Source organism: Variovorax sp. Soil_C_33, from assembly GCF_057656935.1.
Genome location: NZ_JBDGJK010000013.1, coordinates 22,123 through 47,307 on the forward strand (window position 1 = coordinate 22,123; position 25,185 = coordinate 47,307).

Annotated in this window: 26 protein-coding genes; 12 read left to right on the forward strand and 14 right to left on the reverse strand. The window is 68.8% G+C overall.

The features are described from left to right. Positions 1–59: 59 nt before the first annotated feature. Positions 60–1,178, reverse strand: coding sequence for a signal recognition particle-docking protein FtsY (gene ftsY / locus AC3A6B_RS19855; protein WP_487838384.1), 1,119 nt, complete (start codon positions 1,176–1,178; stop codon positions 60–62). 29 nt (positions 1,179–1,207) lie between these two features. Here ftsY and AC3A6B_RS19860 point away from each other — a divergent pair, with 29 nt between their 5' ends. The 8 genes from AC3A6B_RS19860 to pcp are packed head-to-tail and all read left to right on the forward strand — an operon-like array spanning position 1,208 to position 8,329. After that, complete coding sequence (locus AC3A6B_RS19860; protein ID WP_487838385.1) at positions 1,208–2,647, forward strand: M16 family metallopeptidase; 1,440 nt, start codon at positions 1,208–1,210, stop codon at positions 2,645–2,647. Between the two features lie 13 nt (positions 2,648–2,660). Then, entirely contained in the window at positions 2,661–4,016 is a 1,356-nt protein-coding gene (locus tag AC3A6B_RS19865; protein WP_487838386.1) for a M16 family metallopeptidase, read from the forward strand. 40 nt (positions 4,017–4,056) lie between these two features. Next, complete coding sequence (locus tag AC3A6B_RS19870) at positions 4,057–4,698, forward strand: RsmD family RNA methyltransferase (protein WP_487838387.1); 642 nt, start codon at positions 4,057–4,059, stop codon at positions 4,696–4,698. Between the two features lie 44 nt (positions 4,699–4,742). Then, positions 4,743–5,246 carry a pantetheine-phosphate adenylyltransferase gene (coaD, locus tag AC3A6B_RS19875; protein WP_093109048.1) on the forward strand — a complete coding sequence of 168 codons (504 nt, stop codon included), beginning with the start codon at positions 4,743–4,745 and terminating at the stop codon, positions 5,244–5,246. Beyond that, positions 5,243–5,896, forward strand: coding sequence for a 5-oxoprolinase subunit PxpB (pxpB, locus tag AC3A6B_RS19880; protein ID WP_487838388.1), 654 nt, complete (start codon positions 5,243–5,245; stop codon positions 5,894–5,896). The genes coaD and pxpB overlap by 4 nt, the downstream gene beginning before the upstream one ends. Continuing rightward, the gene (locus AC3A6B_RS19885) at positions 5,893–6,936 is read left to right on the forward strand and encodes a 5-oxoprolinase subunit C family protein (RefSeq protein WP_487838389.1); all 1,044 of its coding nucleotides are present in this window, start codon (positions 5,893–5,895) and stop codon (positions 6,934–6,936) included. Before pxpB ends, AC3A6B_RS19885 begins: the two co-directional genes overlap by 4 nt. Continuing rightward, positions 6,926–7,666, forward strand: coding sequence for a 5-oxoprolinase subunit PxpA (gene pxpA, locus AC3A6B_RS19890; RefSeq protein ID WP_487838390.1), 741 nt, complete (start codon positions 6,926–6,928; stop codon positions 7,664–7,666). The genes AC3A6B_RS19885 and pxpA overlap by 11 nt, the downstream gene beginning before the upstream one ends. Before the next feature lie 21 nt (positions 7,667–7,687). After that, positions 7,688–8,329, forward strand: coding sequence for a pyroglutamyl-peptidase I (pcp, locus tag AC3A6B_RS19895; RefSeq protein WP_487838533.1), 642 nt, complete (start codon positions 7,688–7,690; stop codon positions 8,327–8,329). Here the strand turns inward: pcp and AC3A6B_RS19900 are convergent. Beyond that, positions 8,326–9,030, reverse strand: a complete 705-nt coding sequence (locus AC3A6B_RS19900; RefSeq protein ID WP_487838391.1) for an alpha/beta fold hydrolase — start codon at positions 9,028–9,030, stop codon at positions 8,326–8,328. The two genes, pcp and AC3A6B_RS19900, sit on opposite strands and share 4 nt — an antisense overlap. Before the next feature lie 81 nt (positions 9,031–9,111). Between AC3A6B_RS19900 and AC3A6B_RS19905 the strand changes: the two genes are divergently transcribed. Then, positions 9,112–9,783 (forward strand): histidine phosphatase family protein, encoded by a 672-nt coding sequence (locus AC3A6B_RS19905; protein ID WP_487838392.1) that lies wholly within the window; start codon positions 9,112–9,114, stop codon positions 9,781–9,783. Here the strand turns inward: AC3A6B_RS19905 and AC3A6B_RS19910 are convergent. Next, positions 9,778–12,783 (reverse strand): transglycosylase domain-containing protein, encoded by a 3,006-nt coding sequence (locus AC3A6B_RS19910; protein WP_487838393.1) that lies wholly within the window; start codon positions 12,781–12,783, stop codon positions 9,778–9,780. The two genes, AC3A6B_RS19905 and AC3A6B_RS19910, sit on opposite strands and share 6 nt — an antisense overlap. Before the next feature lie 154 nt (positions 12,784–12,937). Here AC3A6B_RS19910 and AC3A6B_RS19915 point away from each other — a divergent pair, with 154 nt between their 5' ends. Further along, positions 12,938–13,303: an SPW repeat protein gene (locus AC3A6B_RS19915; protein WP_487838394.1), complete on the forward strand. Its 366-nt coding sequence runs from the start codon at positions 12,938–12,940 to the stop codon at positions 13,301–13,303. A gap of 28 nt (positions 13,304–13,331) precedes the next feature. Here the strand turns inward: AC3A6B_RS19915 and AC3A6B_RS19920 are convergent, their stop codons facing one another. Then, positions 13,332–14,690, reverse strand: coding sequence for a tetratricopeptide repeat protein (locus AC3A6B_RS19920; RefSeq protein ID WP_487838395.1), 1,359 nt, complete (start codon positions 14,688–14,690; stop codon positions 13,332–13,334). A 13-nt stretch (positions 14,691–14,703) separates the two neighbouring features. Beyond that, on the reverse strand, positions 14,704–15,102 hold the full coding sequence (locus tag AC3A6B_RS19925; RefSeq protein WP_487838396.1) for a tautomerase family protein: 399 nt from the start codon (positions 15,100–15,102) through the stop codon (positions 14,704–14,706). A 107-nt stretch (positions 15,103–15,209) separates the two neighbouring features. Between AC3A6B_RS19925 and AC3A6B_RS19930 the strand changes: the two genes are divergently transcribed. Beyond that, positions 15,210–16,076: a LysR family transcriptional regulator gene (locus AC3A6B_RS19930; RefSeq protein WP_487838397.1), complete on the forward strand. Its 867-nt coding sequence runs from the start codon at positions 15,210–15,212 to the stop codon at positions 16,074–16,076. Between the two features lie 24 nt (positions 16,077–16,100). On the opposite strand, the gene AC3A6B_RS19935 is transcribed toward AC3A6B_RS19930, so the two are convergent. The 6 genes from AC3A6B_RS19935 to AC3A6B_RS19960 all read right to left on the reverse strand — a co-directional run bounded on the left by AC3A6B_RS19935 (position 16,101) and on the right by AC3A6B_RS19960 (position 22,857). Continuing rightward, on the reverse strand, positions 16,101–17,507 hold the full coding sequence (locus AC3A6B_RS19935) for an amidase (RefSeq protein ID WP_487838398.1): 1,407 nt from the start codon (positions 17,505–17,507) through the stop codon (positions 16,101–16,103). A 55-nt stretch (positions 17,508–17,562) separates the two neighbouring features. Next, complete coding sequence (locus AC3A6B_RS19940) at positions 17,563–19,053, reverse strand: ABC transporter substrate-binding protein (protein WP_487838399.1); 1,491 nt, start codon at positions 19,051–19,053, stop codon at positions 17,563–17,565. A gap of 44 nt (positions 19,054–19,097) precedes the next feature. Continuing rightward, positions 19,098–19,937 carry an ATP-binding cassette domain-containing protein gene (locus tag AC3A6B_RS19945; protein WP_487838400.1) on the reverse strand — a complete coding sequence of 280 codons (840 nt, stop codon included), beginning with the start codon at positions 19,935–19,937 and terminating at the stop codon, positions 19,098–19,100. After that, the gene (locus AC3A6B_RS19950; RefSeq protein WP_487838401.1) at positions 19,934–20,920 is read right to left on the reverse strand and encodes an ABC transporter ATP-binding protein; all 987 of its coding nucleotides are present in this window, start codon (positions 20,918–20,920) and stop codon (positions 19,934–19,936) included. Before AC3A6B_RS19950 ends, AC3A6B_RS19945 begins: the two co-directional genes overlap by 4 nt. A gap of 10 nt (positions 20,921–20,930) precedes the next feature. After that, complete coding sequence (locus tag AC3A6B_RS19955; protein ID WP_487838402.1) at positions 20,931–21,812, reverse strand: ABC transporter permease; 882 nt, start codon at positions 21,810–21,812, stop codon at positions 20,931–20,933. 94 nt (positions 21,813–21,906) lie between these two features. Then, a complete protein-coding gene (locus AC3A6B_RS19960; RefSeq protein ID WP_487838403.1) occupies positions 21,907–22,857 on the reverse strand; it encodes an ABC transporter permease in 951 nt (316 codons plus the stop codon). A 149-nt stretch (positions 22,858–23,006) separates the two neighbouring features. On the opposite strand from AC3A6B_RS19960, the gene AC3A6B_RS19965 reads away from it, so the two are divergent. After that, entirely contained in the window at positions 23,007–23,267 is a 261-nt protein-coding gene (locus AC3A6B_RS19965; RefSeq protein WP_487838404.1) for a YfhL family 4Fe-4S dicluster ferredoxin, read from the forward strand. Here AC3A6B_RS19965 and AC3A6B_RS19970 read toward each other — a convergent pair. The 3 genes from AC3A6B_RS19970 to AC3A6B_RS19980 all read right to left on the reverse strand — a co-directional run bounded on the left by AC3A6B_RS19970 (position 23,264) and on the right by AC3A6B_RS19980 (position 25,120). After that, a complete protein-coding gene (locus tag AC3A6B_RS19970) occupies positions 23,264–23,716 on the reverse strand; it encodes a hypothetical protein (protein WP_487838405.1) in 453 nt (150 codons plus the stop codon). The two genes, AC3A6B_RS19965 and AC3A6B_RS19970, sit on opposite strands and share 4 nt — an antisense overlap. Positions 23,717–23,746: 30 nt before the next feature. Then, entirely contained in the window at positions 23,747–24,379 is a 633-nt protein-coding gene (gene pth, locus AC3A6B_RS19975; protein WP_487838406.1) for an aminoacyl-tRNA hydrolase, read from the reverse strand. Between the two features lie 78 nt (positions 24,380–24,457). Continuing rightward, positions 24,458–25,120, reverse strand: coding sequence for a 50S ribosomal protein L25/general stress protein Ctc (locus tag AC3A6B_RS19980; protein ID WP_487838407.1), 663 nt, complete (start codon positions 25,118–25,120; stop codon positions 24,458–24,460). Between the last annotated feature and the right edge of the window lie 65 nt (positions 25,121–25,185).

Below are 25,185 nucleotides of genomic sequence, written 5' to 3' on the forward strand. Positions count from 1 at the left end.
GCGGCCCCGAAAGATGATGCCAGAAGCAGGGCCGCGCAGGCCAGGGCCTGCAACAGGCCCTAGCCCATCAGGGCCTGGGCAAATTCGCGCGCCTTGAAGGTTTCCAGGTCCTCCAGCTTCTCGCCGATGCCGATGAAATAGACCGGAATCGGCCGTTCCCGGGCGATGGCGCACAACACGCCGCCCTTGGCCGTGCCGTCCAGCTTGGTGATGACCAGGCCCGTCAGGCCCAGCGTCTCGTCGAAAGCCTTGACCTGGGCCAGCGCGTTCTGCCCGGTGTTGCCGTCGATCACCAGCAGCACCTCGTGCGGCGCGCTCGCGTCGGCCCGGGTGACGACGCGCTTGATTTTCTTCAGCTCGTCCATCAGGTGCAGCTGCGTCGGCAGCCGGCCGGCCGTGTCGACCAGCACCACGTCCTTGCCGCGCGCTTTGCCGGCATTGACGGCGTCGAAGCTCACGGCCGCCGGATCGCCGCCCTCCTGGCTCACGATCTCGACCGTATTGCGATCGGCCCAGACCAGCAATTGCTCGCGCGCCGCCGCCCGGAAGGTGTCGGCCGCGGCCAGCAGCACCGAGGCGCCCTCGTTGGCCAGGTGCTTGGTGAGCTTGCCGATCGAGGTGGTCTTGCCGGCGCCGTTGACGCCTGCCACCATGATCACGGTCGGCGTGTGCTCGCCGATCACCAGCGACTTCTCCAGCGGACGCAGCAGGTCGGCGATGGCGTCGGCCAGGAGCAGCTTCACCTGCGAGGCCTCGGTCGCCATGTTGCTCTTGACGCGGCGGCGCAAATCCTCGAGCAGGTGCTCGGTAGCCTTGACGCCGGCGTCGGCCATCAGCAGCGCAGCCTCGAGCTCCTCGTAAAGCGCATCGTCGATCTGCGCGTTGACGAAGGCCGCCGTGATGCTGTTGCCGGTCTTGCGCAGGCCGGTCTTGAGCTTGCCGAGCCAGCCGCTGCGCTGCTCGGCTTCGGTCGGCGGCGCTTGGACGGGCGGCGCTGCAGGCACGGCCACAGGCGCAGGCGGCGACTCGCCGGCAGGCGGCTTGGCGCCGAACCAGCTCGAGGGCGAAAAGACCGACTTGGCGGGCAGCGGCGGCTCGGCGGCCGGCGGGGCCGGCGAAGCCGCAGGTGCCGGGGCAGGGCTGTCGGCCGGCGGCTTTTTCTTGAAGAAACTGAACATTGGGGGGTTTTTACAATCCGACCCATTCTATGAAACACCCCTCGCCACGCCGCGCTGCGTCTGGTGCGGTGCTGGCCTCGGTGCTGTTCGCGCTGCCGATCCTGCCCGCACTTGCGCAGCCAACCCCGCCGGCCGCCTCCGCTCCCGCCCAAGCCCGACAGTTCACCCTGGCCAATGGCATGACCCTGATCGTCAAGCCCGACCGGCGCGCGCCGACCGCGGTGCAGATGCTCTGGGTGCGCGTCGGCTCGATCGACGAGGTCGACGGGACCTCGGGCGTGGCGCACGTGCTCGAACACATGATGTTCAAGGGCACGAAGGACCTGAAAGCCGGCGAGTTCTCGCGCCGCGTCGCCGCGCTCGGCGGGCGCGAGAACGCTTTCACCACGCGCGACTACACCGGCTATTACCAGCAGATCCCGGCCGACAAGCTGGAGCAGGTGATGAAGCTGGAGTCCGACCGCTTCGCGAACAACCAGTGGCCCGACGACGAGTTCAAGCGCGAGATTGAAGTCGTCAAGGAAGAGCGCCGCTTGCGCACCGAGGACCAGCCACGCGCGCTGCTCGGCGAGCAGCAGAACGCCGCCGTCTTCATCGCCTCGCCCTATCACCGGCCGATCGTCGGCTGGATGAGCGATCTCGATGCCATGACGCCGGCCGACGCGCGTGCCTTCTTCCAGCGCTGGTACGTGCCGGCCAACGCGGCCGTGGTGGTGGCGGGCGATGTCGACGTCGAGAAAGTGCGCGCCATGGCCGAGAAGTACTACGGCCGCATCCCGGCACGCGCGGTGCCCGAGCGCAAGCCGCGCATCGAGCCCCCCCAGCGCGGGATCCGACGCATCGAGTTCAAGGCGCCGGCCGAGCAGGCCTATGTCTCGCTCGCCTTCCGCGTGCCGCAGATACCCGCCACCGACCAGTTCGACGCCGCCAGCGATTCCTATGCGCTGGTGGTCCTGTCCGCCGTGCTCGACGGCTACTCCGGCGCGCGGCTCGACCGCGCGCTGACCCAGGGCCCGGACCGCGTGGCTGACTCGGCTGGCGCGTACGCGGGCTTCGTCGGCCGCGGCCCGCAGCTTTTTGTGCTCGACGGCGTGCCCGCCGCGGGCAAGAGCGCGGAAGCGGTCGAGGCCGCGCTGCGCGCGCAGGTGGCGCTGATCGCGCGCGAGGGTATCGGCGCAGCCGAGCTGGCGCGCGTCAAGACCCAGTGGGTGGCGAGCGAAACCTACAAGCTGGATTCGGTGATGGCCCAGGCGCGCGAGCTCGGCAGCAACTGGATCCAGGGCCTGCCGATGGACGCCAGCGCACGCATCATCGCGCGGCTCCAGGCCGTCACTGCCGAGGAGGTGCAGGCTGTGGCTGCCAAGTACTTCGGCGACGACCAACTGACCGCCGCCGCCTTGCGCCCGCTGCCGACCGAGACGAATCGCCGCCCGCGCGGCTTTGCAGCGCCGGCCGGCGAACTGCGCTGAAAGGCCTCGCTTCATGCTGACTCTCAAGAAACAGATCCTGGCGCGTGCCGTGCTGGCGGGCGCAGCGGTTCTCTTCGGCGCCGTCGCCCAGGCCGCCATTCCGATCGAGCACTGGACGCTCCCGAACGGCGCGAAGATCTACCTCGTGGCCACCAACGCCTTGCCGATTGTCGACGTGCAGATCGATTTCGATGCCGGCAGCCGGCGCGATCCGCCGGCGCAGTCCGGCTTGGCTGGCGTCACGGCCGGCATGGTCGAGAAGGGCATTCGCGTGAATGGAAACGAGCCTGCGATGGACGAGAACGCGCTCGGCGAAGCCTGGGCCGATCTGGGTGCGAGCTTCGATGCCAGCGCGGGCTCCGACCGCATGAGCTTCTCGCTGCGCACGCTGTCCGAGCCGGCGCTGCTCGACAAGGCGGTGCGGCTGGCTTCGCGTGAAATCGGCGAACCGGCCTTTCCCGAAGACGTCTGGAAGCGCGAGCGCGAACAGCTCAACGCGTCGATCCGCGAAGCCAACACCAAGCCCGCGACCATCGCCGGCCGTGCCTTCTCGCAGGCGGTCTACGGCACGCATCCCTATGGCCAGGACACGACCGAGGCCACGCTGGCGCGGATCGACGTCGCCACCATGCGCCAGCGCTACGAGCAGCTCATCCTGCCTTGCCGCGCCAAGCTCAGCATCGTCGGTGCGGTCACGCGCGCGCGGGCGGAGGCTATCGCGACCACGCTGCTGTCGCGCCTGCCCACGGCCACCGAGCCCGGCGGCTGCGCCGCGCTGCCGCCCGTGCCGCAGGTCGCCGCGCTTGCGGCGGCGAAGGACGAACGCCTGCCTTTCGATTCGGCGCAAGCGCACGTGTGGGTCGGCCAGCCCGGCTACCCGCGCAGCGACCCGGACCATTTCGCGCTCACGCTCGGCAACTACGTCCTCGGCGGCGGTGGCTTCGTTTCGCGCCTGACCGAAGAAGTGCGCGAGAAGCGCGGCCTGGCCTACAGCGTCTACAGCGGCTTTTCGCCGGGGCTGCACGCGGGCGCCTTCCGCATCGGCTTCCAGACCCGGCCCGACCAGGCCGCGGAGGCGGTGAAGGTCGCGCGCGAGGTGGTTGCCAAGTTCGTCGCCGAGGGGCCGACCGCGGCCGAACTCAAGGCCGCCAAGGACAACCTGATCGGCGGCTTCCCGCTCCTGCTCGACAGCAACCGCAAGCTGCTCGGCAACGTGTCCAACATCGCGTGGAACGATCTGCCGCTCGACTATCTCGACACCTGGACCGCGCGCATGAACGCGGTCACGGCGGCCGACGTCAAGGCCGCATTCGCGCGCAAGCTGCAGCCCGAGCGGATGGTGACGGTGGTGGTGGGCGGCAAGCCCTGAAGGCGTAGAGCTCATGCGCGGCAGCCGTTAAGCTCTGCGCGTGAAAGCGACACCCCGAACCACTCCTGCAGCCTCGCCCAAGCTCGCGAAGGCGCCCCATGTCATCCGCATCATCGGCGGCCAATGGCGGCGCACGCGCCTCGCCGTGGCCGACAAGCCCGGCCTGCGCCCCACGCCCGATCGCGTGCGCGAAACGCTGTTCAACTGGCTGGCGAGTCTGGCCGGCGCCGGCGGCGGCGAACTGCCGGGCTGGCATTGCATCGACGCCTTCGCCGGCACCGGCGCGCTGGGTCTCGAAGCCGCGTCGCGCGGCGCCGCTTCGGTGCTGCTGTGCGAGCAGGACGCGGCGCTGGTTGCGCAACTGCAGACCCTGAAGAGCAAGCTGGCAGCCGAAGCGGTGCGCATCGAGCGCGGCAACGGCGTCACCCTGCTCGAACGCACGCCGGCCGGCAGCGTGCATGCGGTCTTCCTCGATCCGCCTTTCGAGAACGCCGCGCTCTACGAGCCCGCGCTGCGCGCCGCGGCGCGGGCGCTGCGGCCCAACGGCGTGGTCTACCTCGAAGCCGCTCGCCGATGGAGCGACGAGGAACTGGCCGCGTTGGGGCTCGCGGCCTATCGCTATCTCAAGGCCGGCGCGGTGCATGCGCATCTCTTGATACTTGCGACTGACAGCACTGCATAATCCGCCGGATCAGGCCGCATCAACTGCACGAGGAGGAAGCCACCATGTCCAGCAACGTGATCGCGGTATACCCCGGCACCTTCGACCCCATGACGCTCGGTCATGAAGACGTGGTGCGCCGAGCGACCCAGCTATTTTCCAAGGTCATCGTCGCGGTGGCGGCCGGCCATCACAAGAAGGCCTTGTTCACGCTGCAGGAACGCATGGACATGGCGCGCACGGCGGTGCAGCCCTACAGCGACCAGGTCACCGTGGAAAGCTTCTCTGGCCTCCTTCGCGATTTCGTCGTCGCGCGCGGCGGCAAGGCGATGGTGCGCGGCCTGCGCGCGGTGACCGACTTCGACTACGAGTTCCAGCTCGCCGGCATGAACCGCTCGCTGATGCCGGATGTGGAAACGGTGTTCCTGACGCCGAGCGACAAGTACCAGTTCATCTCGAGCACCTTCGTGCGCGAGATCGCGATGCTCGGCGGCGAGGTCGACAAGTTTGTCTCGCCCAACGTCCAGGACAGCCTGATGGCCAAGGTGCGGAGTCTCGGCCGCGAATGACATCGCCCCGTCTCCACGCGCTGGGTGATGCCGCACTGCTGTGCGAACTCCCCGCACCGGCGACACTGGCACAGCAGCAGCAGATCTGGGCATTGGCGACTGAAGCCGTGCAGTGGCGCGGCGTGCACGAAGTCCTGCCCGGCATGAACAACCTGAGCCTGCTGTTCGACCCGGAGCAGATCGATGCCGCCGAACTCGAGATGCAGGTGCTTTCCGCTTGGCCGCAACTGGCCGCGACCTCGATCCAGGGGCGCGAGATCGAGATTCCGGTCGCCTATGGCGGCGAGGCCGGCCCCGACCTCGCCGACGTGGCTGCGCATACCGGTCTGACGCCGGCCGAAGTCGTGCGGCGCCACAGTGCGGGCGAGTACGTGGTCTACCTGCTCGGCTTCCTGCCCGGCTTCGCGTTCCTGGGCGGGCTCGCGCCCGAACTCGCGACGCCGCGTCGCGCTGAACCGCGCGTGGCGGTGCCGGCCCGTTCGGTCGGCATCGGCGGCGAGCAAACGGGCATCTATCCGCTGGTGTCGCCGGGCGGCTGGCAACTGATCGGGCGGACCCCGATCGAGCTCTTCGATCCGCGTGCGGACGAGCCGACCCTGCTGCGCCCCGGCGACCGCGTGCGCTTCGTCGCGGAAAGCGTCGAGCTTTGACGGCGGCGAGCGGCGGCATCGCGATCCTGCGCCCCGGCATGCTGGCTTCGGTGCAGGACCTGGGGCGCTATGGCCATCGCCAGCAGGGCATCTGCCCGGGCGGCGCGCTCGATGCGCTGGCCCTCGCGCTGGCCAACCGGCTGGTCGGCAACGCCGACGGCGCGGCCGGCCTCGAGCTCACGATGGGCGGCTGCGAAATCCGGTTCGAATCGCCCACCCGCATCGCCCTGGCAGGCGACGACTTCGGCGCCCGGCTCGACGGCGCGCCGCTTTGGCCCTGCTGGAGCGTCCCGGTGGCGGCCGGCCAGGTGCTCAAGCTGGAAGCTGCCAACCAGTGGAGTTCGAAGGAAGGGCTGCGCAGCTGGCTGGCGATCGCAGGCGGCATCGACGTGCCGCTGGTCATCGGCTCGCGCAGCACCGATCTGAAGGCCGGCTTCGGCGGTCATCTGGGCCGCGCGCTCAAGAAGGGCGACCGGTTGCCCCTGGGCGCACCAGCGCTGGACGCGGCCCAGATGGCGCGGCGGCCCTTCGGCTTGCGCGCGCCCGAATGGGAGCACGAGGACGACGGCGCGTTGCTGCTGCGCGTCATGCCGGGGCCCGAGTTCGAACAGTTCACCGTGGCCTCGCGCGAGCTGTTGTGGCGCGAGCCTTGGCGCACCACGTCGCAGAGCAACCGCATGGGCAACCGGCTGGAAGGCCCGGAGCTCAAGCGCAAACGCAGCGCCGACATGCTGTCGTCGGCGGTGATCCCCGGCACGATCCAGGTGCCGCCCTCGGGGCAGCCGATCATCCTGATGGGCGATGCGCAGACCACCGGCGGCTATCCGCGCATCGGCGTCGTCATCCGGGCCGACCTCTGGAAACTCGCGCGGGCGCCGCTCAACGGCCGGCTGCGGCTCGTGCAGGTCGATGCGGCCGCGGCGTTGGAGGCCTGGGCCGAGCAGCAGCGCTACCTGGCCCAGGTGGCGCAAGCCCTGGCGTCTGCAGGCTGGCGCCCCGCGGCGCAGAATTGCCCTACAGGAGAAAGCCATGCAGATTGACCTCAACGCCGACCTCGGCGAAGGCTGCGGCAACGACGAAGCGCTGCTTCACCTCGTGAGCTCGGCCAACATCGCTTGCGGCTGGCATGCGGGCGATGCCAAGACCATGCGCCAGTGCGTGCGCTGGGCCATAAACAACGGCGTGGCGATCGGCGCGCATCCCAGCTTCCCCGACCGCGAGAACTTCGGCCGCAGCGAAATGAAGCTGCCGCCCGAAGAGATCGTTGCCGGCGTGCTCTACCAGGTCGGCGCGCTGGCGGCGATCGTCAAGGCCGAAGGCGGCACGCTGGCGCACGTCAAGCCGCATGGCGCGCTCTACAACCAGGCGGTGAAGGACCCGGTGCTGGCCGAGGCGATCTGCGAGGCTGTGCGGCGCTTCGACCCCGGCCTGCGCTTCTTCGGACTCGCGGGCAGCGGCATGATCAGCGCCGCCGAACGCGCCGGCCTCAAGCCGGTGGAAGAGGTGTTCGCCGATCGCGGCTACATGCCCGACGGCAGCCTGGTGCCGCGCAGCCGGCCCGGTGCCTTGATCGAGGACGAAGAGCAGTCGCTGGCGCAGACGCTCTCCCTGGTGCGCGATCACAAGGTGACCGCCATCGACGGCACGGTGGTCGGCGTCAATGCACAGACGGTGTGCCTGCACGGCGACGGCGCCCATGCGCTGGCGTTCGCAAAGCGCATCCGCGAGCGCCTCGCGACCGAGGGCATTGCGGTCGCCGCCACGGCTTGAGCGCCGTCACGCGCCGTGAACGTGTTGCTGACCGGCTTCGAGCCCTTCGACAAGGAAGCGCTCAATCCCTCGTGGGAAGCGGTGCGCGCGCTCGACGGCTGGCGCTGCGAAGGCGCCGCGGTGCATGCGCGCCGCATCTCCTGCGTGTTCGGCGCGGCGCTCGCCGAGCTCGATCGCGCCATCGACGAACTGCAGCCGCAGCTGGTGCTGGGCATCGGCCAGGCCGGCGGCCGCAGCGAGATCACGCCCGAGCGCATCGCGATCAACGTCGACGACGGCCGCATCTGCGACAACGCGGGCTGCCAGCCGATCGATGTTCCGGTGGTGGCGGGCGCGCCGGCCGCCTATTTCTCGAGCCTGCCGATCAAGGCCATCGTACGCGATCTGCGCGCCGCAGGCATCCCGGGCGCGGTGTCGAACACAGCCGGCACCTTCGTTTGCAATCACTTGTTCTTCGGTCTCATGCACCGCATCGCGACGCGGCCGGTGCCGGGCATGCGCGGCGGCTTCATCCACATTCCCTATCTGCCGGAACAGGCGACGCGTTTTCCGGGCTTGCCGAGCATGGCGCTCGAGACCGTGATCGCGGCGCTGCGCATCGCAGTCGGCACATCGCTCGCGGTGCGCGAGGACGTGCGCGAAACGGGCGGTCAGTTGAACTAGGCCAGCAAGCGCTCGAGCCACGGAACCAGCGCGGCGTTGACGAAGGCGGGCTTCTCCATGGTCAGCATGTGGCCGCAGTCCACCACCCACACGAGCTCGGCATGCGGCACGATCTGCGCAATCTCTTGCGAGCATTCGGGCGGCGTCAGCCGATCGCCGTCGCCGCACACCACGAGCACCGGGCAGCGCAGCGAAGCCAGATTCGGGCGCGCATCGGGACGCTCCATCAGCGCGCGGTTCTGGCGGATCAACTGCTGCGCGCCGGCGTCGAGCACGAGTTCGACATAGCGCCGCACCAGCGCCCTGTCGCCGGCCTGCGCCGGATGAAAGGCGAAGCCCGCGTTGAACTCGATCACGTCGCGCGCCTCGCCCTGCTCGAAAAGCTCGATCGCCGATTCGCGCAGCGCGTACATGTCGGGCGTTTCCGGCCGCGCATTGGTGCCGAGCAGCGCGAGCCCTGCGATGCGTTCCGGCGCCTGGCGCGCGGCCTCCATCGCGATCATGCCGCCCATCGAGGCGCCGCAGAGGATCAGCGGGCCGGCATGCTCGCGCAGCACGGCCTCGGCCATGGCTTCGATGCGATCGTGGCGCATGTGGGCATCGCTCACATGCACGTCGAGCGTGGCGGGCAGGGCAGGCATCTGCGCCTCCCAGAGGCGCTCGTCGCAGGCGAGGCCGGGCAACAGGACAAGACGGGACATCGCCGGATTCTCCGCGATCCGAGGCAATGAGGCGGCGGCCGAATTGCTGACATCTGCTGCGAGGAGAATAGAGCCCAGACCATGTCCACCGAAATCATCCTGATCCGCCACGGCGAAACCGACTGGAACCGCGAACTCCGCTTTCAAGGCCACATCGACGTTCCTCTCAACGACACTGGACACGAGCAGGCGCGCCGGCTCGGGCTGCGGCTCGCAGGCGAACCGGTGCAGCAGCTGATCAGCAGCGACCTAATGCGCGCGCAGCAGACGGCGGCACCGGCTGCGCGCCAGCTCGAACTCGACGTCATCACATCGGCCGCGCTGCGAGAGCAGCACTTCGGCATCGTCGAAGGCATGCGTGCCGACGAGATCCAGCGCCTGCATCCGCGCGCCTGGGAGGACTGGCTCCAGTTCCGGGAAGACCATGCCATGCCCGAAGGCGAGTCGGCGCGCCAGTTTCATGCGCGCATCATCGAGGCGCTGGGCGGCATCGCAACCGCCCATGCAGGGCTGAAGGTGCTGGTGGTCACGCATGGCGGCGTGCTCGACATGGTCTGGCGCACCGCGCGCGGCCTGGGCCTGAACGGGCCGCGGCAGAGCGAGATTCCCAATGCGGGCTTCAACCGCATCCGCATGACCGATGCCGCGGCGCCGGAGCGCATCGAGATCGTCGACTGGGCGGACACGCGGCACCTGGCCGATCTGCCGCCGCAGCCCACCTACGACCAGAGCCGCCACCTCAGGAAATCATGAGCGGCCGTTCTCGCCGCATCCGTTGCGCTGGAGCACCGGCAGCAACTGGGGCCCCAGCGACTTCAGCAGCTGTACCGGCAGCGCGCTCGTGAAGCGATAGCGCGCGGCGTGGGGCTCGCGCACGTACGCGAGGATCGTGCCGTAGTAGCGATCGCCGATCATGAAGACGAAGGTGGCCGAGCGGCCGATCTTGCGCTCGGCGATCACCTGGCCGCTGCGCCCCCTGAGTTCGTAGCGATGGTCGCCGGTGCCGGTCTTGCCGCCGATCTCCATCGCGCGGCCGTCGGCGCCCACGAACGTCCCCTTGAGGCGTCTCGCCGTGCCTTCGCGCACCACCGAGAACAGTGCGCGGCGTGCCGTCGCGGCCACCTCGGGCGGCAGCACCTGCAGCGCGGGGGCGCGCTGCTCGAGCCGACTCTCGTAGGGCGTGTCGCGTGCGAAGTGCAGTGCGCCGACGCGCTGCACCGGCAGCCGCGCGCCGTCGTTGACGAGGATGCCCATCAGTTCCGCCAGCGCCGCCGGCCGGTCGCCCGAAGCGCCGATCGCGCTGGCGTAAGAAGGCGTCAGCGAGGCGAAGGGGTAGCCCAGGCGCTGCCATGAGCGATGAACCTGCGCAAAGGCGTCGAGTTCGAGCAACTCGCGGATGCGCCGGTCCTGCGCGCTCTTGTGGCGCGTCTTGAAGAGCCAGGCATAGACCTCCTGTCGCTCGCCCGGGCTCGCGTCCAGCGCCTGGGCCAGCGTCGCGTCCGGGTGGCGCCGCAGGTAGCCGACCAGCCAGAGCTCGAGCGGATGCACGCGGGCCACGTAACCGCGGTCGGCGAGCGACAAACCCGCATAGGTGGTGCGCAGTGCACGCAGTGTGCGCGGCGAGCCGGCACCGCGGCCGAGCTTGCGCGCGAGCAGCTCGTCGAGCTGCGCATCGCCGGCTTCGGGCTCGATCGTGAACAGCACGCTCGCGAGGCGCGGCGCGGAGGGGCGCACGCCGCGCAGCAGCAGCGCTTCCGCCTCGGCCGCCGACTTGCCCTTGTACTTGCGATGGAAGCGCGCAAGGTAAGCCGAGCCTTCGCGGTCGGCGAAGCGCGCGAGCATCTCGCGGCGACGCGGGTCGGCCGGGTCCTGCAGCAGGCGCTGGCCATCGTCGGCACTGCCGAACATCCGGTGGCGCACGATGTCGCGCATCAGGCGGATGAACACCAGGTTGACCGAATGCTTGAAGGCTTCCTGCACGGTCATCGAAGCGTCTGCATGCGTGCGATCGAAGTTCTCGAAGCGATGCAGGCCGCCGCCGGTGAAGAAGGCTTCGCCCGCGCTCGCCGAGTAGCGGCGCTGCATCGCCGTCTCCAGCATGGGTGCGAGGCTGCGGTCCTTGGCGCGCAGGAGGTACTGCCGCGCCCACGTGCCGAGCGCATCGCGATCGCTGGGCTTCAATGCGGACAGCGCGGCCGCGTCGAGCCCGGACCAGCGTTCGTGCATCTCGGCCACCAGTTCGAGATAGCTGACCAGCGTGCGCAGCTTGGCCGTCGAGCCGAGGTCCAACCTGGCGCCCTGGTTCACGTCGAAGGGCTGGTCGATGTTGTCGGCCTGAATGCGCAGCAGGTTCGCCTGCGAGCCGCGCTCGTACAGCGTGAAGCTGTAGATCAGGGGGTTGAGATTTGCGCCCGGATCGAGCAGGTGATCGCCGACGAGCCCTGCAGCCTTCGTCGCGGCGGGCGTGCGCAAGCGGGTCAGCACGTTCGTGGCAAGCGCCTGGGCCTCGTTGTCGAGGCTGGTTTCCGCTTCCAGGTCGAGGCGCTCGAGGTCATAGGCGCGCGGCACATCCAGCAGCGTGGCCACGTGGGTGCGCAACGCGTTCACCGCCTTGCGCTGGACGAAGTCCGGACGCGGCGCCGTCGGCAACTCGCCCTGACGCTGCAGCGGGACGGCCAGCGCGGCATCGCGCAGCGCGGGCGCGATGAGGCCCGCATCGGCCATCAGCCGCAGATAGCTGTCGGTCAACCGCGCCAGGCCCTCGCCCTTGCCGAGCAGGTGCTGCGACGGACGGCGCTGCGCGATCATCAGCGACAGCGCCTGCTTGAAGGCCTCGGCCTGGCGGCGCAGGGCCTCGTCCGAAGGGGCTGCCTCTTCGCCGGTGTCGGCCAGCAGGCGGTTGACTTCGCCGAAATCGCGCCCGTACCAGGCCCACAGGCCGTCGCCCAGGCCGTGGACCTCGCCGTACTCCGGACGTGCGGCCAGAGGCACGGTGTCGAGGTAGTCGACCACGATCTGCCGGCGCCGCGCTAGCGTGTCGTCGCCGTCCTGGTAGGCACGCAGCGAGGCCGATGCCATCTGGCGCAGCTTGTCGCCGACCGAGGCTGTGCGGCCTCCAGGCGAATGACGGTATTTCTCGATCTGCGTGGCCAACGTGCTGCCGCCGGAGGCCGGGCGCGTGACGTCGAGCGCCCGGTGCATCTGCTCGAGCGCGGCTTTCGCGAAGCGCTCCGGATCGATCGCGGGGTTGCGCTGCGCCGGCTGGGCATCCAGCAGATGGCGGTCCTCGACGAAGAGCAGGGCGTTGACCAGCAGCGGCGGCACCTCCTCGAAGCGTTCGTACACGCGCTGGGGCACCCGCGTACGCAGCAGCGTCTGCGCGCGGCAGTCGCGCACCGTCAAGCCGGCCTGGTTCTTCTCGCGGTAGGGCCCGAAAAGCCCGCGCTCATGCAGCTCGATCAGCCGCGGCGACATGCGCGCCTGGCGGGTCAGCACGTAGCCCTGGGCCTGCAGGCGCTCGATGTAGTCGGGCAGCTGGCGGTAGCCCAGGCGCTCGTCGTAGGGGCCGCTATGGGGAAAACGGATGGCGTCGCTGGCGCCGGCATCGACGCTGAAGCGCGCGTCTCGGGCGTAGTCGTGCCACAGCGCCGATTGCAGCCGCGAGGTCTTGAGTTCGTCCACGGCGAAGGCGACGAGCGCAGCCACCCCGGCGAGCGCCGCGCCGAGCCAGAAGACCGTTCTGAACCTTGCCACGCTCTGCCTCGCAATGAGCCCATACCGTGGGTTCGTCAGCATGAATGATGCTCCTTCCGGCACTATTTGGCATAGCTCCCTAGGCCGGAAACTCGGCTGTCAAGCGCGGCTCCAACGGATGCCGGCGCCTTATTGCCGGCTGGAGGTACAGACCATGATGCAACTCAAGCATTGGCAAGACCCGGTCAACGGTGCACTGGGTGTCTGGTTGGCTCTTTCGCCCTGGATCCTGGGCTACACCGGCGAGGCTTCTGCCATGCCGAACGCTGTGATCGTCGGCGTGGCGCTCATCGCCGCGGCCTTCGGCGCCATGCTGCTCCCCCAGGCCTGGGAAGAGTGGGTCGAAGCGGCACTGGGGCTCTGGCTGATGGCATCCCCGTGGGTGCTCGGCTTCAACGCCCATGGCGACGCCATGCTCACGGCAGTCATCACCGGCCTCGTGGTCCTGGTGCTGGCGCTGTGGACGCTGCTGACCGACAAGGACTACAGCCGCTGGTGGCACGACCGGACTGCGCACTGACGGGGTGATCCCCGCGTGCGGACAGCGCTCAGGCGGGAGCTTTCACCGCCGGCGCTGACCTGCCCGCCGCCCGCAAACCCAGCGCGGTGTAGACCGCATCGGCCTGCCGGCGCAGGCGCAGCGATTCCGGCTGCCCGTTGACCTGCTGCTGCAGGATGCCTTGGGCGCCAGCCAGCGCGGCCGCGGTGCCGCTGCGGATCAGCGCGTCGAGGTAAACCTGCTCGAACAGGTCGCGCTGTGCATGGCTGCCGCCGATCTCCATCAGGCGCGGGAGCGCCTGCCCCAGCGATTCGATCGTTGCCCCGAAGTCGCCGCGCGCATGGGCAAGGAGTCCATGCGCCGCAGGCACGCAGACGCGCTGCCAGGCGGGTCGCGACGAGGCCGGCGCATGCGCTGCGTAGGCCTCGATGTTGCGCAGCAAGGCCTCGGCCTCGGGCCGTCCGGCGCGAGCCAGGCCGTAGAGGTACTGCAGATCGAGGAAGGGCAGCACGTGGTCGTCGAGCCGTTGCGCGAGGTAGCCGGCCAGGTCCTGCCAGCGTTCGCCCACATCGATGCCCGCGAGTTCGAAGCGCGCGAGCAGCGACACTGCGCCGATCTGGTCCTGCGAATAGTCCTTGACCACGGCCCACACCTGCTGGTCGTAGACGGCGAGTGCCTCGGCGTCCCTGCCCAGGTCGATCAGGAACAGCGCCACGTGCCACCAGTTGTGCGTCACCATGAAGGAGTTGAGTCCGACCCAGGTGTCGCTCACCTCCTGCATGAAGGCCAGGCCCTCGGCGAGCCGGCCCTCGGTCAGCATGACGTGGCCGAGCGCATGGTGTGCCCAGGGCTCCTTGCGTTCCATCGCGATCGCGCGGCGCGCGCTGGCTTCGGCCTCGCGCATCAGGTGGCATTGCTCGTAACCGAAGGCGGCCATGCCGTGCAGGTAGGGCACGTCGGCGGCCGCGGGCAGCGCCGCCAGCGCAAGCCGCAGCATGCCGGGGCAGTCGCCGGTGTTGAAGCAGTGGTACTGGCCGAGCTTGAGCGAAGCCAGGTCGCGCGGATGTTCGCGTGCCTGCTCCTGGTGCAGCGTGATCGCGCGCGCGATGTCGCCATCGGACCACGCCGCGACCGCCGCGATGTAGCGCTGCTCGCGCGAGCTGGCGCGGGCTGCGCCGCCTCGAGCGCGCTCGAGAAAGGGGCGCGCGTTGGAAGCGGCATCCCGCGATTCGGCAAACAGGTGCAGCGTGGCGCAATAGGCCTGCACGATCGGACTCTCGTCCTGCGCGGCGGCCAGCACGTCGACCGCGCGCGCCTCGCAGGCGATGAAGCCTTCGACGAAGTCGTTGACGGCGCGCAGGCTGGCCGCGTCTGTCAGGCTGACCGGGTTGCCGAGGCTGTCTTGCATGAAGCTTATTGTGCTAGACCCCGGCCTGTTGATGGCGGTACTCCTGCGTCAGGCCGCCATAGCCGTAGGCGGCGGCGCGCGCATCGATCAGGTGCACGTACGACACATCGTGCAGGTTCTTGCGCAGCGCCGCCATGGCCGCGTAGACCTCGCGCAGGTAGCGCGCCTTCTCCGCCTTGGTGTTGGTCTCGTCGGTGATGCTGATGTCCAGATGGAATGCCGACTTGCCCAGCTCGGCCAGCGATCGGCCGCCGACGAACCAGGCGTCGTCCGCGATGTACTGCACCGTGACGGCGATCACCGGCAGTTTCTTGCCGAGCACGGTCTGCGTCAGTTCTGCCACCGTGTCGACGGTCCGGCGGGTGAGCTGGGCGTCGGGTTGGCCGGAGAGATGGATGACGATGTGAGGCATGGCGCTTTCCTTTTTGGTGGTTGGTGCCGCCATTGTGGAAAGATCGATGGCATCGGAAAAGCGGGAAGATATGATGATTGTCATCTGTTTCACGAATGGATTGCGCCATGCAGGCCTTCGATCTCGAGCAACTCCGGACCTTCGTCGCCGTCACCGAAGCGGGCAGCCTCACGGCGGCGGCGCCGCAGGTCTTCCTGTCGCAATCCGCCGTCAGCGAGCAGATGCGCAAGCTCGAGGAACGGGTCGGCCAGTCGCTGCTGACGCGCAGCAAGGCCGGGGTGGCGCCCACGGCGGCGGGCATCCGATTGCTGGCGCATGCGCATCGGCTCCTGGCGCTCTCCGACGAGGCCTTTCGGGATATGCGCGGTGAAGCGCTGCAGGGCGAATTGCGGCTCGCAGTCACCGATTACTTCAGGCCGGGCGACCTGACCCGGCTGTTGAGCCGCCTCGGCGAGAGCTATCCGCAGGTGCGCTTGCACGTGAGCATCCTCAAGAGCGGCGCGATCGAGGCCGGGTATGCGAAGGGTGACTTCGACGTCGGCCTGTCGATGCGAATCACCGGCACGCCGGGTGCCGCGGCCAGGCCGGAGGCACCGGTGCTGCGCCGCGAATCGCTGGCGTGGATGGGCGCAGCCGGCCTGCGCATCGCGCGCTGCGACCCGCTGCGACTCCTGGTCCTGCCCGACACCTGCTCGCTGCACCAGTTCACCGTGCAACTGCTGCAGAAGCGGCGCGTGCCCTATTCGGTGGCACACGTGGCCTCGGGCGTTGCCGGCCTGCAATCGGCGCTGGCGGCCGGGCTGGGCGTGGCCTGCCTCAACGAATCGGCGCTGTGCGAGGGCGTGGCGCGCCTGCCGCCGCCGCACGGCCTGCCGGCGCTGCCGCGGGTGGGTTTTCATTTCCTGCCCGCGCGGCGTGGCGAGTCGGATTTCGTCGCCCGCGCGCGTGGACTGCTGGCTTCGCACCTCGTCTGAGATGCGGGCCGGCAGCGCCAGGTCTCAGGCGCCGGGCGGTTCCGGCCAGGGCCGCTGCGGCTCGCGGATCAGCTCGAAGGCACGCGAGACCTTGAGCACGCCCAGATCGTCGAAGCGCTGTCCCGCGATCTGCAACCCGATCGGCAAACCTTCGCTGGTGTACCCGCAATTGATCGACGCGGCCGGCTGCTCCGACATGTTGAACGGCACGGTGAAGCCGATGTGCTCGAGCGGCCGCAGCGGGTCATTGGTGGGCGAGGGCAGTTCGGCGGCTGCCGGCGAGTTCGGCGCAGTGGGCGAGATCACGTAGTCGAACTTCGCGCAGGCCGCCACCGCCGCGACGCGCGTCGCATGGAACTGGCTGAAGGCGCGGAATACGTGCTCGCCGCTGAAGCCCGCTGCGCTCTCGGCCCAGTCCCGGATGTAGGGCAGCACCTTCGCGCGCTGCGCGGGCGGGAGCGCGTTCATGTCCACCAGCGAGCGCATGCGCCACAGGTGGTCCATGCCGTCGAGCATGGCCTGCGACATGAAGGACTGCATCGGCTCGACGATGGCGCCGGCCTGCTCGAAGAGGCGCGCCGCCTGCTCGACCGCCGCGCGAATCTCGGGCTCGACCGCGAGGCCGCAGCCGGCATCGAGCAAAAGACCGATGCGCAGGCCACGCAAGTGATCCGCGGGGACATCGAACTCGGACCATGCGATGTCCTGCGCCGGCAGGCTCATGCTGTCGCGCGCGTCGGGGCGGGCCAGGGCCTGCATCATGAGCGCAGCATCGGCGACGCTGCGCGTCATCGGCCCGGCGGCGCGGCCCATGTACGGCGGATCGATCGGGATCCGGCCCAGGCTGGGCTTGAGGGTGAAGATGCCGCACCAGGCCGCCGGCAGACGGAGCGAGCCGCCGATGTCGGTGCCGATGTGCAGCGGGCCGTAGCCGGCCGCCGCCGCGGCGCCTGCGCCGGCGCTCGATCCGCCCGGGGTCTTGCGCAGGTCCCAGGGGTTGCGCGCCAGCGTGTGGAAGCTCGAAAGGCCCGAGGACAGCATCCCGTAGTCGGGCATGGTGGTCTTGCTCACGACGACCACGCCGGCTTCCTTGAGGCGTGCCGCCGGGGGCGCATCGGCCGCGGCAGGCCGCAGTTCGACGGCGGCCGTGCCGGCTGGCATCGGATCGCCGCGCGTCGCGATGTTCTCCTTGATCGTCGTCGGTACGCCGTCGAGCGGGCCGAGCGGCTCGCCGCGCCGCCAGCGCGCTTCAGAGGTGTGCGCCTGTTCGAGCGCGGCCTCGGGGCGCAGCAGCCAGGTGGCCTGCAGATGGGGCTCCCAGCGCGCGATGTGGTCGAGCACGGCCTGCGTGACTTCGACCGGCGAAAGGCTGGCGTCGCGATAGGCGGCGGCGAGTTCCCGTGCGGACAGGTCGTGAAGGTTGCGGCTCACTCGGCAGCCTCCGCGCTGCGCGCTGCGGCGTTCGCCTTGGGGGCGGCCCGGCGGCTCACGACCACGACAGCGCCGACAGGTCGTTGGCGAAGATCGGCATGTCTTTCCACAACCCCTTCACGCCCTTCTTCGCGATGGTCGGGAACTGGGGCTGGAACAGGAAGCCGTTGGCCGCGTCGGCAGCGAGCAGCTTCTGCGCCTCGCCCAGCAGCTTGACGCGCTCGGCCGGGTTGGGCGTGGTCTTGATCTTGTCGAACAGCGCGTTGAACTCCTTCGACTGGTAGCCCCAGTAGTAGTCCGGCTTGGCGTAGTTGCCGAGGTCGAAGGGCTCGACGTGCGAAACGATCGAGAGGTCGTAGTCCTTGTTGCCATAGGTGCCGCTCAGCCACTGCGCCCATTCGACGTTCTGCACTTTCACGGTGATGCCGATCTTGGCCAGCTGCGCGACGATCACCTCGCCGCCCTGGCGCGCATAGGGAGGGGGCGGCAGCGTCATCGTGAGTTCGAGCGGCGTCTTGACGCCGGCTTCGGCCAGCAGGGCCTTGGCCTTCTCGATGTTGAAGGGATTGACGCCGGTGGTATCCACGAAGCCGGTGGCGCCGGGCACATAGTGGCTGCCGATCGGCACGCCGAAGCCGTCGGCCGCACCTTCGATGACGGCCTTGCGGTCGATGGCCGCCGAGATCGCGCGCCGCACGCGCACATCGTCCAGCGGCTTCTTCTTGTTGTTGAAGGCCAAAATGGTCTTGGCGCGCGAGCCGCCCAGGATCACCTGAAATTGCGGGTTGTTCTTGAACTGCGGAACGATGCGTGTCGCCGCGCGCGGGAACGCATCGACGTCGCCGGCCAGGAGCGAAGCGGCCTGTGCGGCCGGGTCGGAGATGAAGCGGAAGGTCACCTTGCGAAGCTTCGCCGCGCCCGGATTGCGGAAACCCTCCCACTTGCTCAGCACGATCGAACTTCCCTTGCTCCAGCTGTCGAGCTTGTACGGGCCGGTGCCGACCGGCTTGGTGGCGTTGGTGTCGGCGCTCTTGGGCTCGACGATGACGGCCGTAGCCTGGCCCAGCACGAACAGGAGGTCGGGGTCGATCTCCTTGTTGATGACGACTACGGTATTGGCATCGACCGCCTGCGTTGTCATGTTGGCGAAGGTGCGCTTGTCCTTGTTGGTGCTTTTCTCGCCGCCGGCGCGGTCGAAGGAAAACTTGACCGTCTGCGCATTGAAGGGCTCGCCGTTCTGGAACTTGACGCCCTGGCGCAGCTTGAAGGTGTAGGTGCGCAGGTCCGGCGAAACTTCCCAGCTTTCGGCCAGCAATGGCGTGACGCTGCCGTCGGCATTGATCTTGGTCAGCGTCTCGAGGATGTTGTATTGCACGATCTCGGCGATCGCGGCGGCCGCGCCCGCGGTCGGGTCCAGCCCCGGCGGTTCCAGCGCCATGCCGAGCACGATCGAATCCTTGCGGCCCTGCGCCAGTGCGGCTTGCGGCAGTGCGAGCGGCACGGTGGCCAGTGCGGCGGTGGTCAGAAGGGTGCGGCGTTTCAACATGGTCAGGGCTCCAGGAAAAAACTGAGAAGAAAGCAATCGTTACATCATGCGCGAGCGGCCTCGCCGGCCGCAAGCATCTGGCTTTGCACGGCCGCAGGCTCCGCCCTTGGTACCGCAGCGAGCAGGGCTTGGGTATAGGGGTGTTCCGCATGCGCGAACAGTCGCTGCGGCGTGCCGCGCTCGACCACCAATCCGCGGTGCAGCACGCAGACCTCGTCGCACAGGTGGTTGACCACCGCGAGGTCGTGGCTGATCAGCAGGTAGCTGATGCCGAACTGCTGCTGCAGGTCCTGCATGAGGTTCAGCACCTGCGCCTGGACCGAGACGTCAAGGGCGCTCACCGGCTCGTCGGCGACGATCAGCTTGGGCCGCGTGATCAGCGCCCGCGCGATCGCGATGCGCTGGCGCTGGCCGCCGGAGAACTCGTGCGGGTATTTGCCGAGGTCGGTGGCGCGCAGGCCGACGGCGGCGAGCGATTCGCCGGCGCGCTCGCGCTGCTCCGCGCGGCTGGTTTCGGCCAGCGCCTCCAACGGCTCGGCGACGATCCGCGCCACGGTCTGGCGCGGATCCAGCGAACCGTAGGGGTCCTGGAACACCATCTGGACGTCGCGCCGCGCGGCGCGCAGCTCGCCCCTGGGCAGGGCATGAAGGTCGCGGCCGAGCAGCTTCACGGTGCCCGAGGTCGGCTTGTCGAGCGCCATCACCAGCCGTGCGATGGTCGATTTGCCCGAGCCCGATTCGCCGACGATGCCGAGGCTCTGCCCCGCGCGCAGGCTGAAGCTCACGCCGTTGAGCGCCTTGACCGACGGCGGCGGGCCGAAGAGGCGCTCGCGCGGCAGCGTGTAGTGGCGGACCAGGTCGCTGACTTCGAGCAGAGCCGTCACGCAGTCACTCCTTCGGCGATCACGTCGTCGAGCCGGATGCAGCGCACCTGGTGGTTGTGCGGCATCTGCGTGGGCGGCGGACGCGTCGTGTGGCAGTCGTCGATCGTGAAGCGGCAACGGCCCGCGAAGGGGCAGCCCGCCGGCAGGTCGACCAGCTCAGGCACGCTGCCCTTGATGGTCGCGAGCTTCAGGCCGCGCGGCGCGCCGAGCGCGGGCCGAGCGGCGAACAGGCCCTGCGTGTACGGATGGGCGCGCTCGGCGAACACGGCCGCGGTCGGCCCGCTCTCGACCACACTGCCGCCGTACATCACGAGCATCTTCGAGACGCTCTGCGCGATTACGCCCAGGTCGTGCGAGATCAGGATCAGCGCCATGCCGCGCTCGGCCACCAGGTTCTGGATCAGTTCGAGGATCTGCTTCTGGATCGTGACGTCGAGCGCGGTCGTCGGCTCGTCGGCGATCAGCAGGTCGGGCCCGCAGGCCAGCGCCATCGCGATGCCGATGCGCTGGCGCTGTCCGCCCGAGAACTGGTGCGGATAGGCATCGAGCCGCGCTGCGGCATCGGGGATGCCGACGCGTGCGAGCAGCGCCAGTGCCTCCTGGCGCGCGTCGGCGTTCGAGAGGCCGCGATGCAGCCGGAGCGGCTCGCCGACCTGGCGCGCGATGGTGTGGACCGGGTTCAGCGCCGTCATCGGCTCCTGGAAGATCATGCCGATGCGGTTGCCGCGGATATCGCACATCGCGCGCTCGGGCAGGCCGACGAGTTCGGTGCCGTCGAAGCGGATGCTGCCCGTCACCTCGGCGCTGGCCGGCAGCAGCCCCATCAGCGACTGCACCGTGATCGACTTGCCGCAACCCGACTCGCCGACGATGCCCATCGTCTCGCCGCGTTCCAGCGTGAAGCCGATGCCGCGCACGGCCTCGGCGGGACCGCGCTGTGTCTGCAGCTGGACGTGAAGGTTGTTGACTTCGAGCAGAGGCATGGTGCGGGACCTAACGGGCGCGGGCCAGGCGCGGATCGAGCAGATCGCGCAGGCCATCGCCCAGCAGGTTGAGGCCGAGCACAGCCAGCGCGATCGCCATGCCCGGAAAGACCGCGAGCAGCGGCGCCTGGAACATCATGGTCTGGGCTTCGCTGAGCATGCGGCCCCAGGAAGGCTGCGGCGGCTGCGTGCCGAGGCCGAGGTAGGAGAGGGCGGCCTCGGCCAGGATCGCGATGGCGAAGCGGATCGTGATCTGCACGATCAGCACGGCCGAGATGTTGGGCAGCACGTGCTGCATGGTGATCGCGAACGCGCCCTTGCCGCAGGCGCGCGCGGCCGCCACGTACTCGCGCGACCAGATCGCGTTGGCCGATGCGCGCGTGATGCGGGCGAAGGTCGGGATGTTGTAGATGCCGATCGCGATGATCGCGTTGACGATGCCGGCGCCGAACACCGCCGTCATCATGATGGCCGACAGGATGGCGGGAAAGGCCATCGAGAAATCGGTGAAGCGCATGATCGCTTCCTCCACCCAGCCGCGCCGCGCCGCCGCGAGCAGGCCGAGCGCGGTGCCCACCGCCAGGCCGATGCCGACCGCGATCACGCCGACCAGGATGGACGCGCGCGCCCCCACCAGCAGCAGCGAGGCCACGTCGCGGCCGAAGGTGTCTGTGCCCAGCCAGTGCGCGCCGCTCGGCGGCTTGAGCTTGTTGGCGATGTCCATCTCGTACGGGGACCAGGGGGTCCAGATCAGCGAGACGGCGGCCGCGAGCAGCAGCAGCAGCGTGAGCACGGCGCCGATGGTGAAGCTGCGGTGGTGCAGTGCGCGGCGCCAGAAGCCGGGCACCTTGAAGGCGGCTGCACTCGGCACTTGGGTGGGAACGGCGCTCATAGCGGTCGCCGCCGGGCCGGCCCAAGGCGCGCTGCGCCGCCCCCACGGGGGGTGGAGTTACACGCAGCGAAGCGGAGTGAAAAGCCGAGGGGGCTCATATGTCGCTCGCCTTGATGCGCGGGTCGATGACGGCGTACAGGACATCGACCACGAAGTTGACGATGACGACCATCGCGGCCAGCAGCATCACGCAGTTGCGCACCACGATCAGGTCGCGGTTGCTGATGGCTTGGAAGATCAGCCGGCCCAGACCCGGCAGGTAGAACACGTTCTCCACCACGATGGTGCCGGCCAAGAGCTCGGAGAACTGCATGCCCATCACGGTGATCACCGGGATCAGCGCATTGCGCAGCACATGGGTCCACAGCACGGCCCGCTGCGAAACGCCCTTGGCGCGCGCGGTGCGCACGAAGTCTTCGCGCATCACCTCGAGCACGGCCGAGCGGGTGATGCGTGCCAGGATCGCGGCCTGCACCACCGCGAGCGAGAGGGCCGGCAAGAGCAGCGCCTTGAGCCCGGCGAACACGCCTTCCCCCCAGCCTTCGAAGCCGCCGGCAGAGAACCACTGCAACTGCACCGAGAAGACGAGGATCAGGAGGATCGCGAACCAGAAGTTGGGGATAGCGATGCCCACCTGCGTCAGGCCCATGAGGCCGACGTCGCCGAGCTTGTTGTGGCGCGCCGCGGCCGTCACGCCCACGATGAGCGCCAGCACGGTGGTGAGGGTCATCGCGAGCAGCGCCAGCGGCACGGTCAGCGCGAGGCGCTCGAGGATCAGGTCGAGCACCGGCGAGCTGTAGGCGTAGCTGTCGCCGAGCTCGCCGGTCAGCAAACCGCCGATCCAGTGCCAGTAGCGGGTCCAGGCCGGCTGGTCGAGCCCGAGCTTGGCGGCCAGCGCCGCCACCGCGTCGGGCGAGGCGTCCGGGCCCATGAGCATCTGCGCGGCATTGCCGGGCAGGATCTCCAGCACGAGGAACACGATGACCGAAGCGCCGATCAAGGTGGCGATCAGCGTCACGAAGCGCTTGAAGAGAAACAGGCTCATAGGGCGGGGGGCAGCATAACCCGACGGACGCAACGACCATGCCTGAACTGTTTGCCCCCACGTTCGGCGCTTCGCGTCCTCACTGCCCCCTGTGGGGGCTTCGGCCGCCTTGGGGGCGGCCCCGCGGCGGCCGGCGGATAATTCGCGCCATGGCCCTCATGATCACCGACGAATGCATCAACTGCGATGTGTGCGAACCGGAGTGCCCCAACGACGCGATCTACATGGGCGTGGAGATCTACGAGATCGACCCGCACAGGTGCACCGAGTGCGTGGGCCACTTCGACGAGCCGCAGTGCGTGCAGGTGTGCCCGGTGGCCTGCATCCCGAAGAATCCCGCGCATCTGGAGACGCGTGAGACCTTGTGGCAGAAGTTCCAGCGGCTGACTGCCGCCAAGGCGGCTTCCTAGCTTTTGCCGGCGCTCTTGCTGGCGGCCTTTGCGGCCTTCTTCTTCGCCGTGGCGATCGGGTCGTGGGCGCTGAAGTAGTCGGATTCCTTTTTGATCTTCTTCTTTTTCTGCACAACGCCCGGGCCTTGCGGTGGATCCGGCTTCGCGTTGAGCGGCTTGTTGTCGATCAGCGCTGGTGCGCGGCGGGCCTGCGCGGACTCGAGCCGGACACGCTCCCGCTCCAGCGGTTCGGCGGCAGCCAGGGCCTCCCGCGTGGCGCCGTCGGCCTCGCGCTTTTGCGTCGCATCGCGCGCGTCGTCGAGGACTATCGCCTTGCCGCCCTGGCACGGCTGGTCGGTATAGGTGTTGCCGCAGCGCCAGGTTTCCGTGCCTGCGTGGGCTGCAGGCGGCACCAACTGGGCGCAGGCTGCCGCGAGGAGGGCGGCGATCGATGCTTCTGACAGTTTCATTTTTCTTTCTCTCCCTTGCTTCGCTTTCCGCTAGCCCGCGGCGGGTTCACCCCCGTCGCCCGGCTCGCGCCGCGGTGGTTTGGGGCGCGGCGGCTTGCTCGTGTGGATGAGCAGGGTCGCCTTGTCCATCTCGCCGGCCACCAGCGCCGGAAAGGCATGCAGGGTGCGGGCGATCGCGTCGTCGATCGCTTCGCGCTGTTCCTTGAGGGGTTTCTTCAGCACCCAGCCGACCACCTCGGACTTCACGCCCGGATGGCCGATGCCCAGGCGCAGCCGCCAGTAGTCGCCGGTGCCGAGCTGCGCATGGATGTCGCGCAGGCCGTTGTGCCCGGCATGGCTGCCGCCGAGCTTCAGCTTGGCCTGGCCGGGCACCACGTCGAGCTCGTCGTGCACCACCAGGATTTCGTTCGGCTCGATCTTGAAGAATCGGGCCAATGCGGCAACCGACTTGCCCGAGAGGTTCATGAAGGTCTGCGGCTCGAGCAGCCACACGGGCTGCCCGCCGATCTGCATGCGCGCAACCAGGCCGTGGTAGGCGCGCTCGGGCGAAAGCGCGAGCTTGCGCTCGCGCGCGAGCGCATCGATCCACCAGAAGCCTGCGTTGTGCCGCGTGGCTTCGTACTCCGGGCCGGGGTTGCCCAGGCCGACGAACAACTTGATCATGGAGGGGATTATCCGTGGCTGCAAAAAGAAAAACGGCCCGCGCGAGGCGGGCCGTTTCAGGCTGGAGGCGCGAAGAAATTACTTCTTCTTGGCAGGCGCAGCCTTGGCGTCCGTCTTGGCGGCAGCCGGGGCGCCTTCTGCCGGGGCAGCGCCTTCGGCTGCCGGAGCGGCTTCTTCAGCCACCAGCGGCGGCACGGCCGACACCAGCACCGGGTTGACCTTGCCGTGGCTCACGAACTTCACGCCCTTGGGCAGCGTGATGTCGTTGACGTGGAGCGTGGCGTTCTTCGTCAGGCCGGAGAGGTCGATTTCGATGAACTCGGGCAGGTCGGCCGGCAGGCAGCTGACTTCGATTTCGGTCATCACGTGGTTCACGAGGTTGTGGTCCAGCTTGACGGCCGTGGACTCTTCCTCGCCCTTGTAGTGCAGGGGCACCTTGACCGTCATTCGGGTGCGGGCATCGACGCGCTGGAAGTCGACGTGCTGCACGAGCGGGCGGAACGGGTGGTATTGCACGTCGCGCAGCAGGACCTTGGTCGTAGCGCCGGCGAGTTCCATCTCGAGGATGGACGAGTGGAAGGCTTCCTTCTTGAGGGCGTGCCACAGCGCGTTGTGATCGAGCTCGATCAATTGCGGCTGGCCTTCGCCACCGTAGACGATACCGGGCGTCTTGCCCGTGATGCGGAGACGGCGGCTCGCACCCGTGCCCTGCTTTGCGCGCTCATAAGCGACGAATTTCATAACTACTCCTGTGGAAGTCGACCGCGACCAGTGCGACTCCGGTTTCAAAATGGGCTCCTCGAAGG

Bases quoted from the DNA above. Each gene is read 5' to 3' on its own strand.
- AC3A6B_RS19960 (WP_487838403.1), bottom strand. From the start codon at position 22,857: ATGAGCCTGTTTCTCTTCAAGCGCTTCGTGACGCTGATCGCCACCTTG.
- AC3A6B_RS19865 (WP_487838386.1), top strand. From the start codon at position 2,661: ATGCTGACTCTCAAGAAACAGATCCTGGCGCGTGCCGTGCTGGCGGGC.
- AC3A6B_RS19920 (WP_487838395.1), bottom strand. From the start codon at position 14,690: ATGCAAGACAGCCTCGGCAACCCGGTCAGCCTGACAGACGCGGCCAGC.
- AC3A6B_RS19925 (WP_487838396.1), bottom strand. From the start codon at position 15,102: ATGCCTCACATCGTCATCCATCTCTCCGGCCAACCCGACGCCCAGCTC.
- AC3A6B_RS19965 (WP_487838404.1), top strand. From the start codon at position 23,007: ATGGCCCTCATGATCACCGACGAATGCATCAACTGCGATGTGTGCGAA.
- AC3A6B_RS19930 (WP_487838397.1), top strand. From the start codon at position 15,210: ATGCAGGCCTTCGATCTCGAGCAACTCCGGACCTTCGTCGCCGTCACC.
- AC3A6B_RS19940 (WP_487838399.1), bottom strand. From the start codon at position 19,053: ATGTTGAAACGCCGCACCCTTCTGACCACCGCCGCACTGGCCACCGTG.
- AC3A6B_RS19970 (WP_487838405.1), bottom strand. From the start codon at position 23,716: ATGAAACTGTCAGAAGCATCGATCGCCGCCCTCCTCGCGGCAGCCTGC.
- ftsY (WP_487838384.1), bottom strand. From the start codon at position 1,178: ATGTTCAGTTTCTTCAAGAAAAAGCCGCCGGCCGACAGCCCTGCCCCG.
- AC3A6B_RS19915 (WP_487838394.1), top strand. From the start codon at position 12,938: ATGATGCAACTCAAGCATTGGCAAGACCCGGTCAACGGTGCACTGGGT.
- AC3A6B_RS19900 (WP_487838391.1), bottom strand. From the start codon at position 9,030: ATGTCCCGTCTTGTCCTGTTGCCCGGCCTCGCCTGCGACGAGCGCCTC.
- coaD (WP_093109048.1), top strand. From the start codon at position 4,743: ATGTCCAGCAACGTGATCGCGGTATACCCCGGCACCTTCGACCCCATG.
- AC3A6B_RS19905 (WP_487838392.1), top strand. From the start codon at position 9,112: ATGTCCACCGAAATCATCCTGATCCGCCACGGCGAAACCGACTGGAAC.
- pxpB (WP_487838388.1), top strand. From the start codon at position 5,243: ATGACATCGCCCCGTCTCCACGCGCTGGGTGATGCCGCACTGCTGTGC.
- pth (WP_487838406.1), bottom strand. From the start codon at position 24,379: ATGATCAAGTTGTTCGTCGGCCTGGGCAACCCCGGCCCGGAGTACGAA.
- AC3A6B_RS19950 (WP_487838401.1), bottom strand. From the start codon at position 20,920: ATGCCTCTGCTCGAAGTCAACAACCTTCACGTCCAGCTGCAGACACAG.
- pxpA (WP_487838390.1), top strand. From the start codon at position 6,926: ATGCAGATTGACCTCAACGCCGACCTCGGCGAAGGCTGCGGCAACGAC.
- AC3A6B_RS19860 (WP_487838385.1), top strand. From the start codon at position 1,208: ATGAAACACCCCTCGCCACGCCGCGCTGCGTCTGGTGCGGTGCTGGCC.
- AC3A6B_RS19980 (WP_487838407.1), bottom strand. From the start codon at position 25,120: ATGAAATTCGTCGCTTATGAGCGCGCAAAGCAGGGCACGGGTGCGAGC.
- AC3A6B_RS19955 (WP_487838402.1), bottom strand. From the start codon at position 21,812: ATGAGCGCCGTTCCCACCCAAGTGCCGAGTGCAGCCGCCTTCAAGGTG.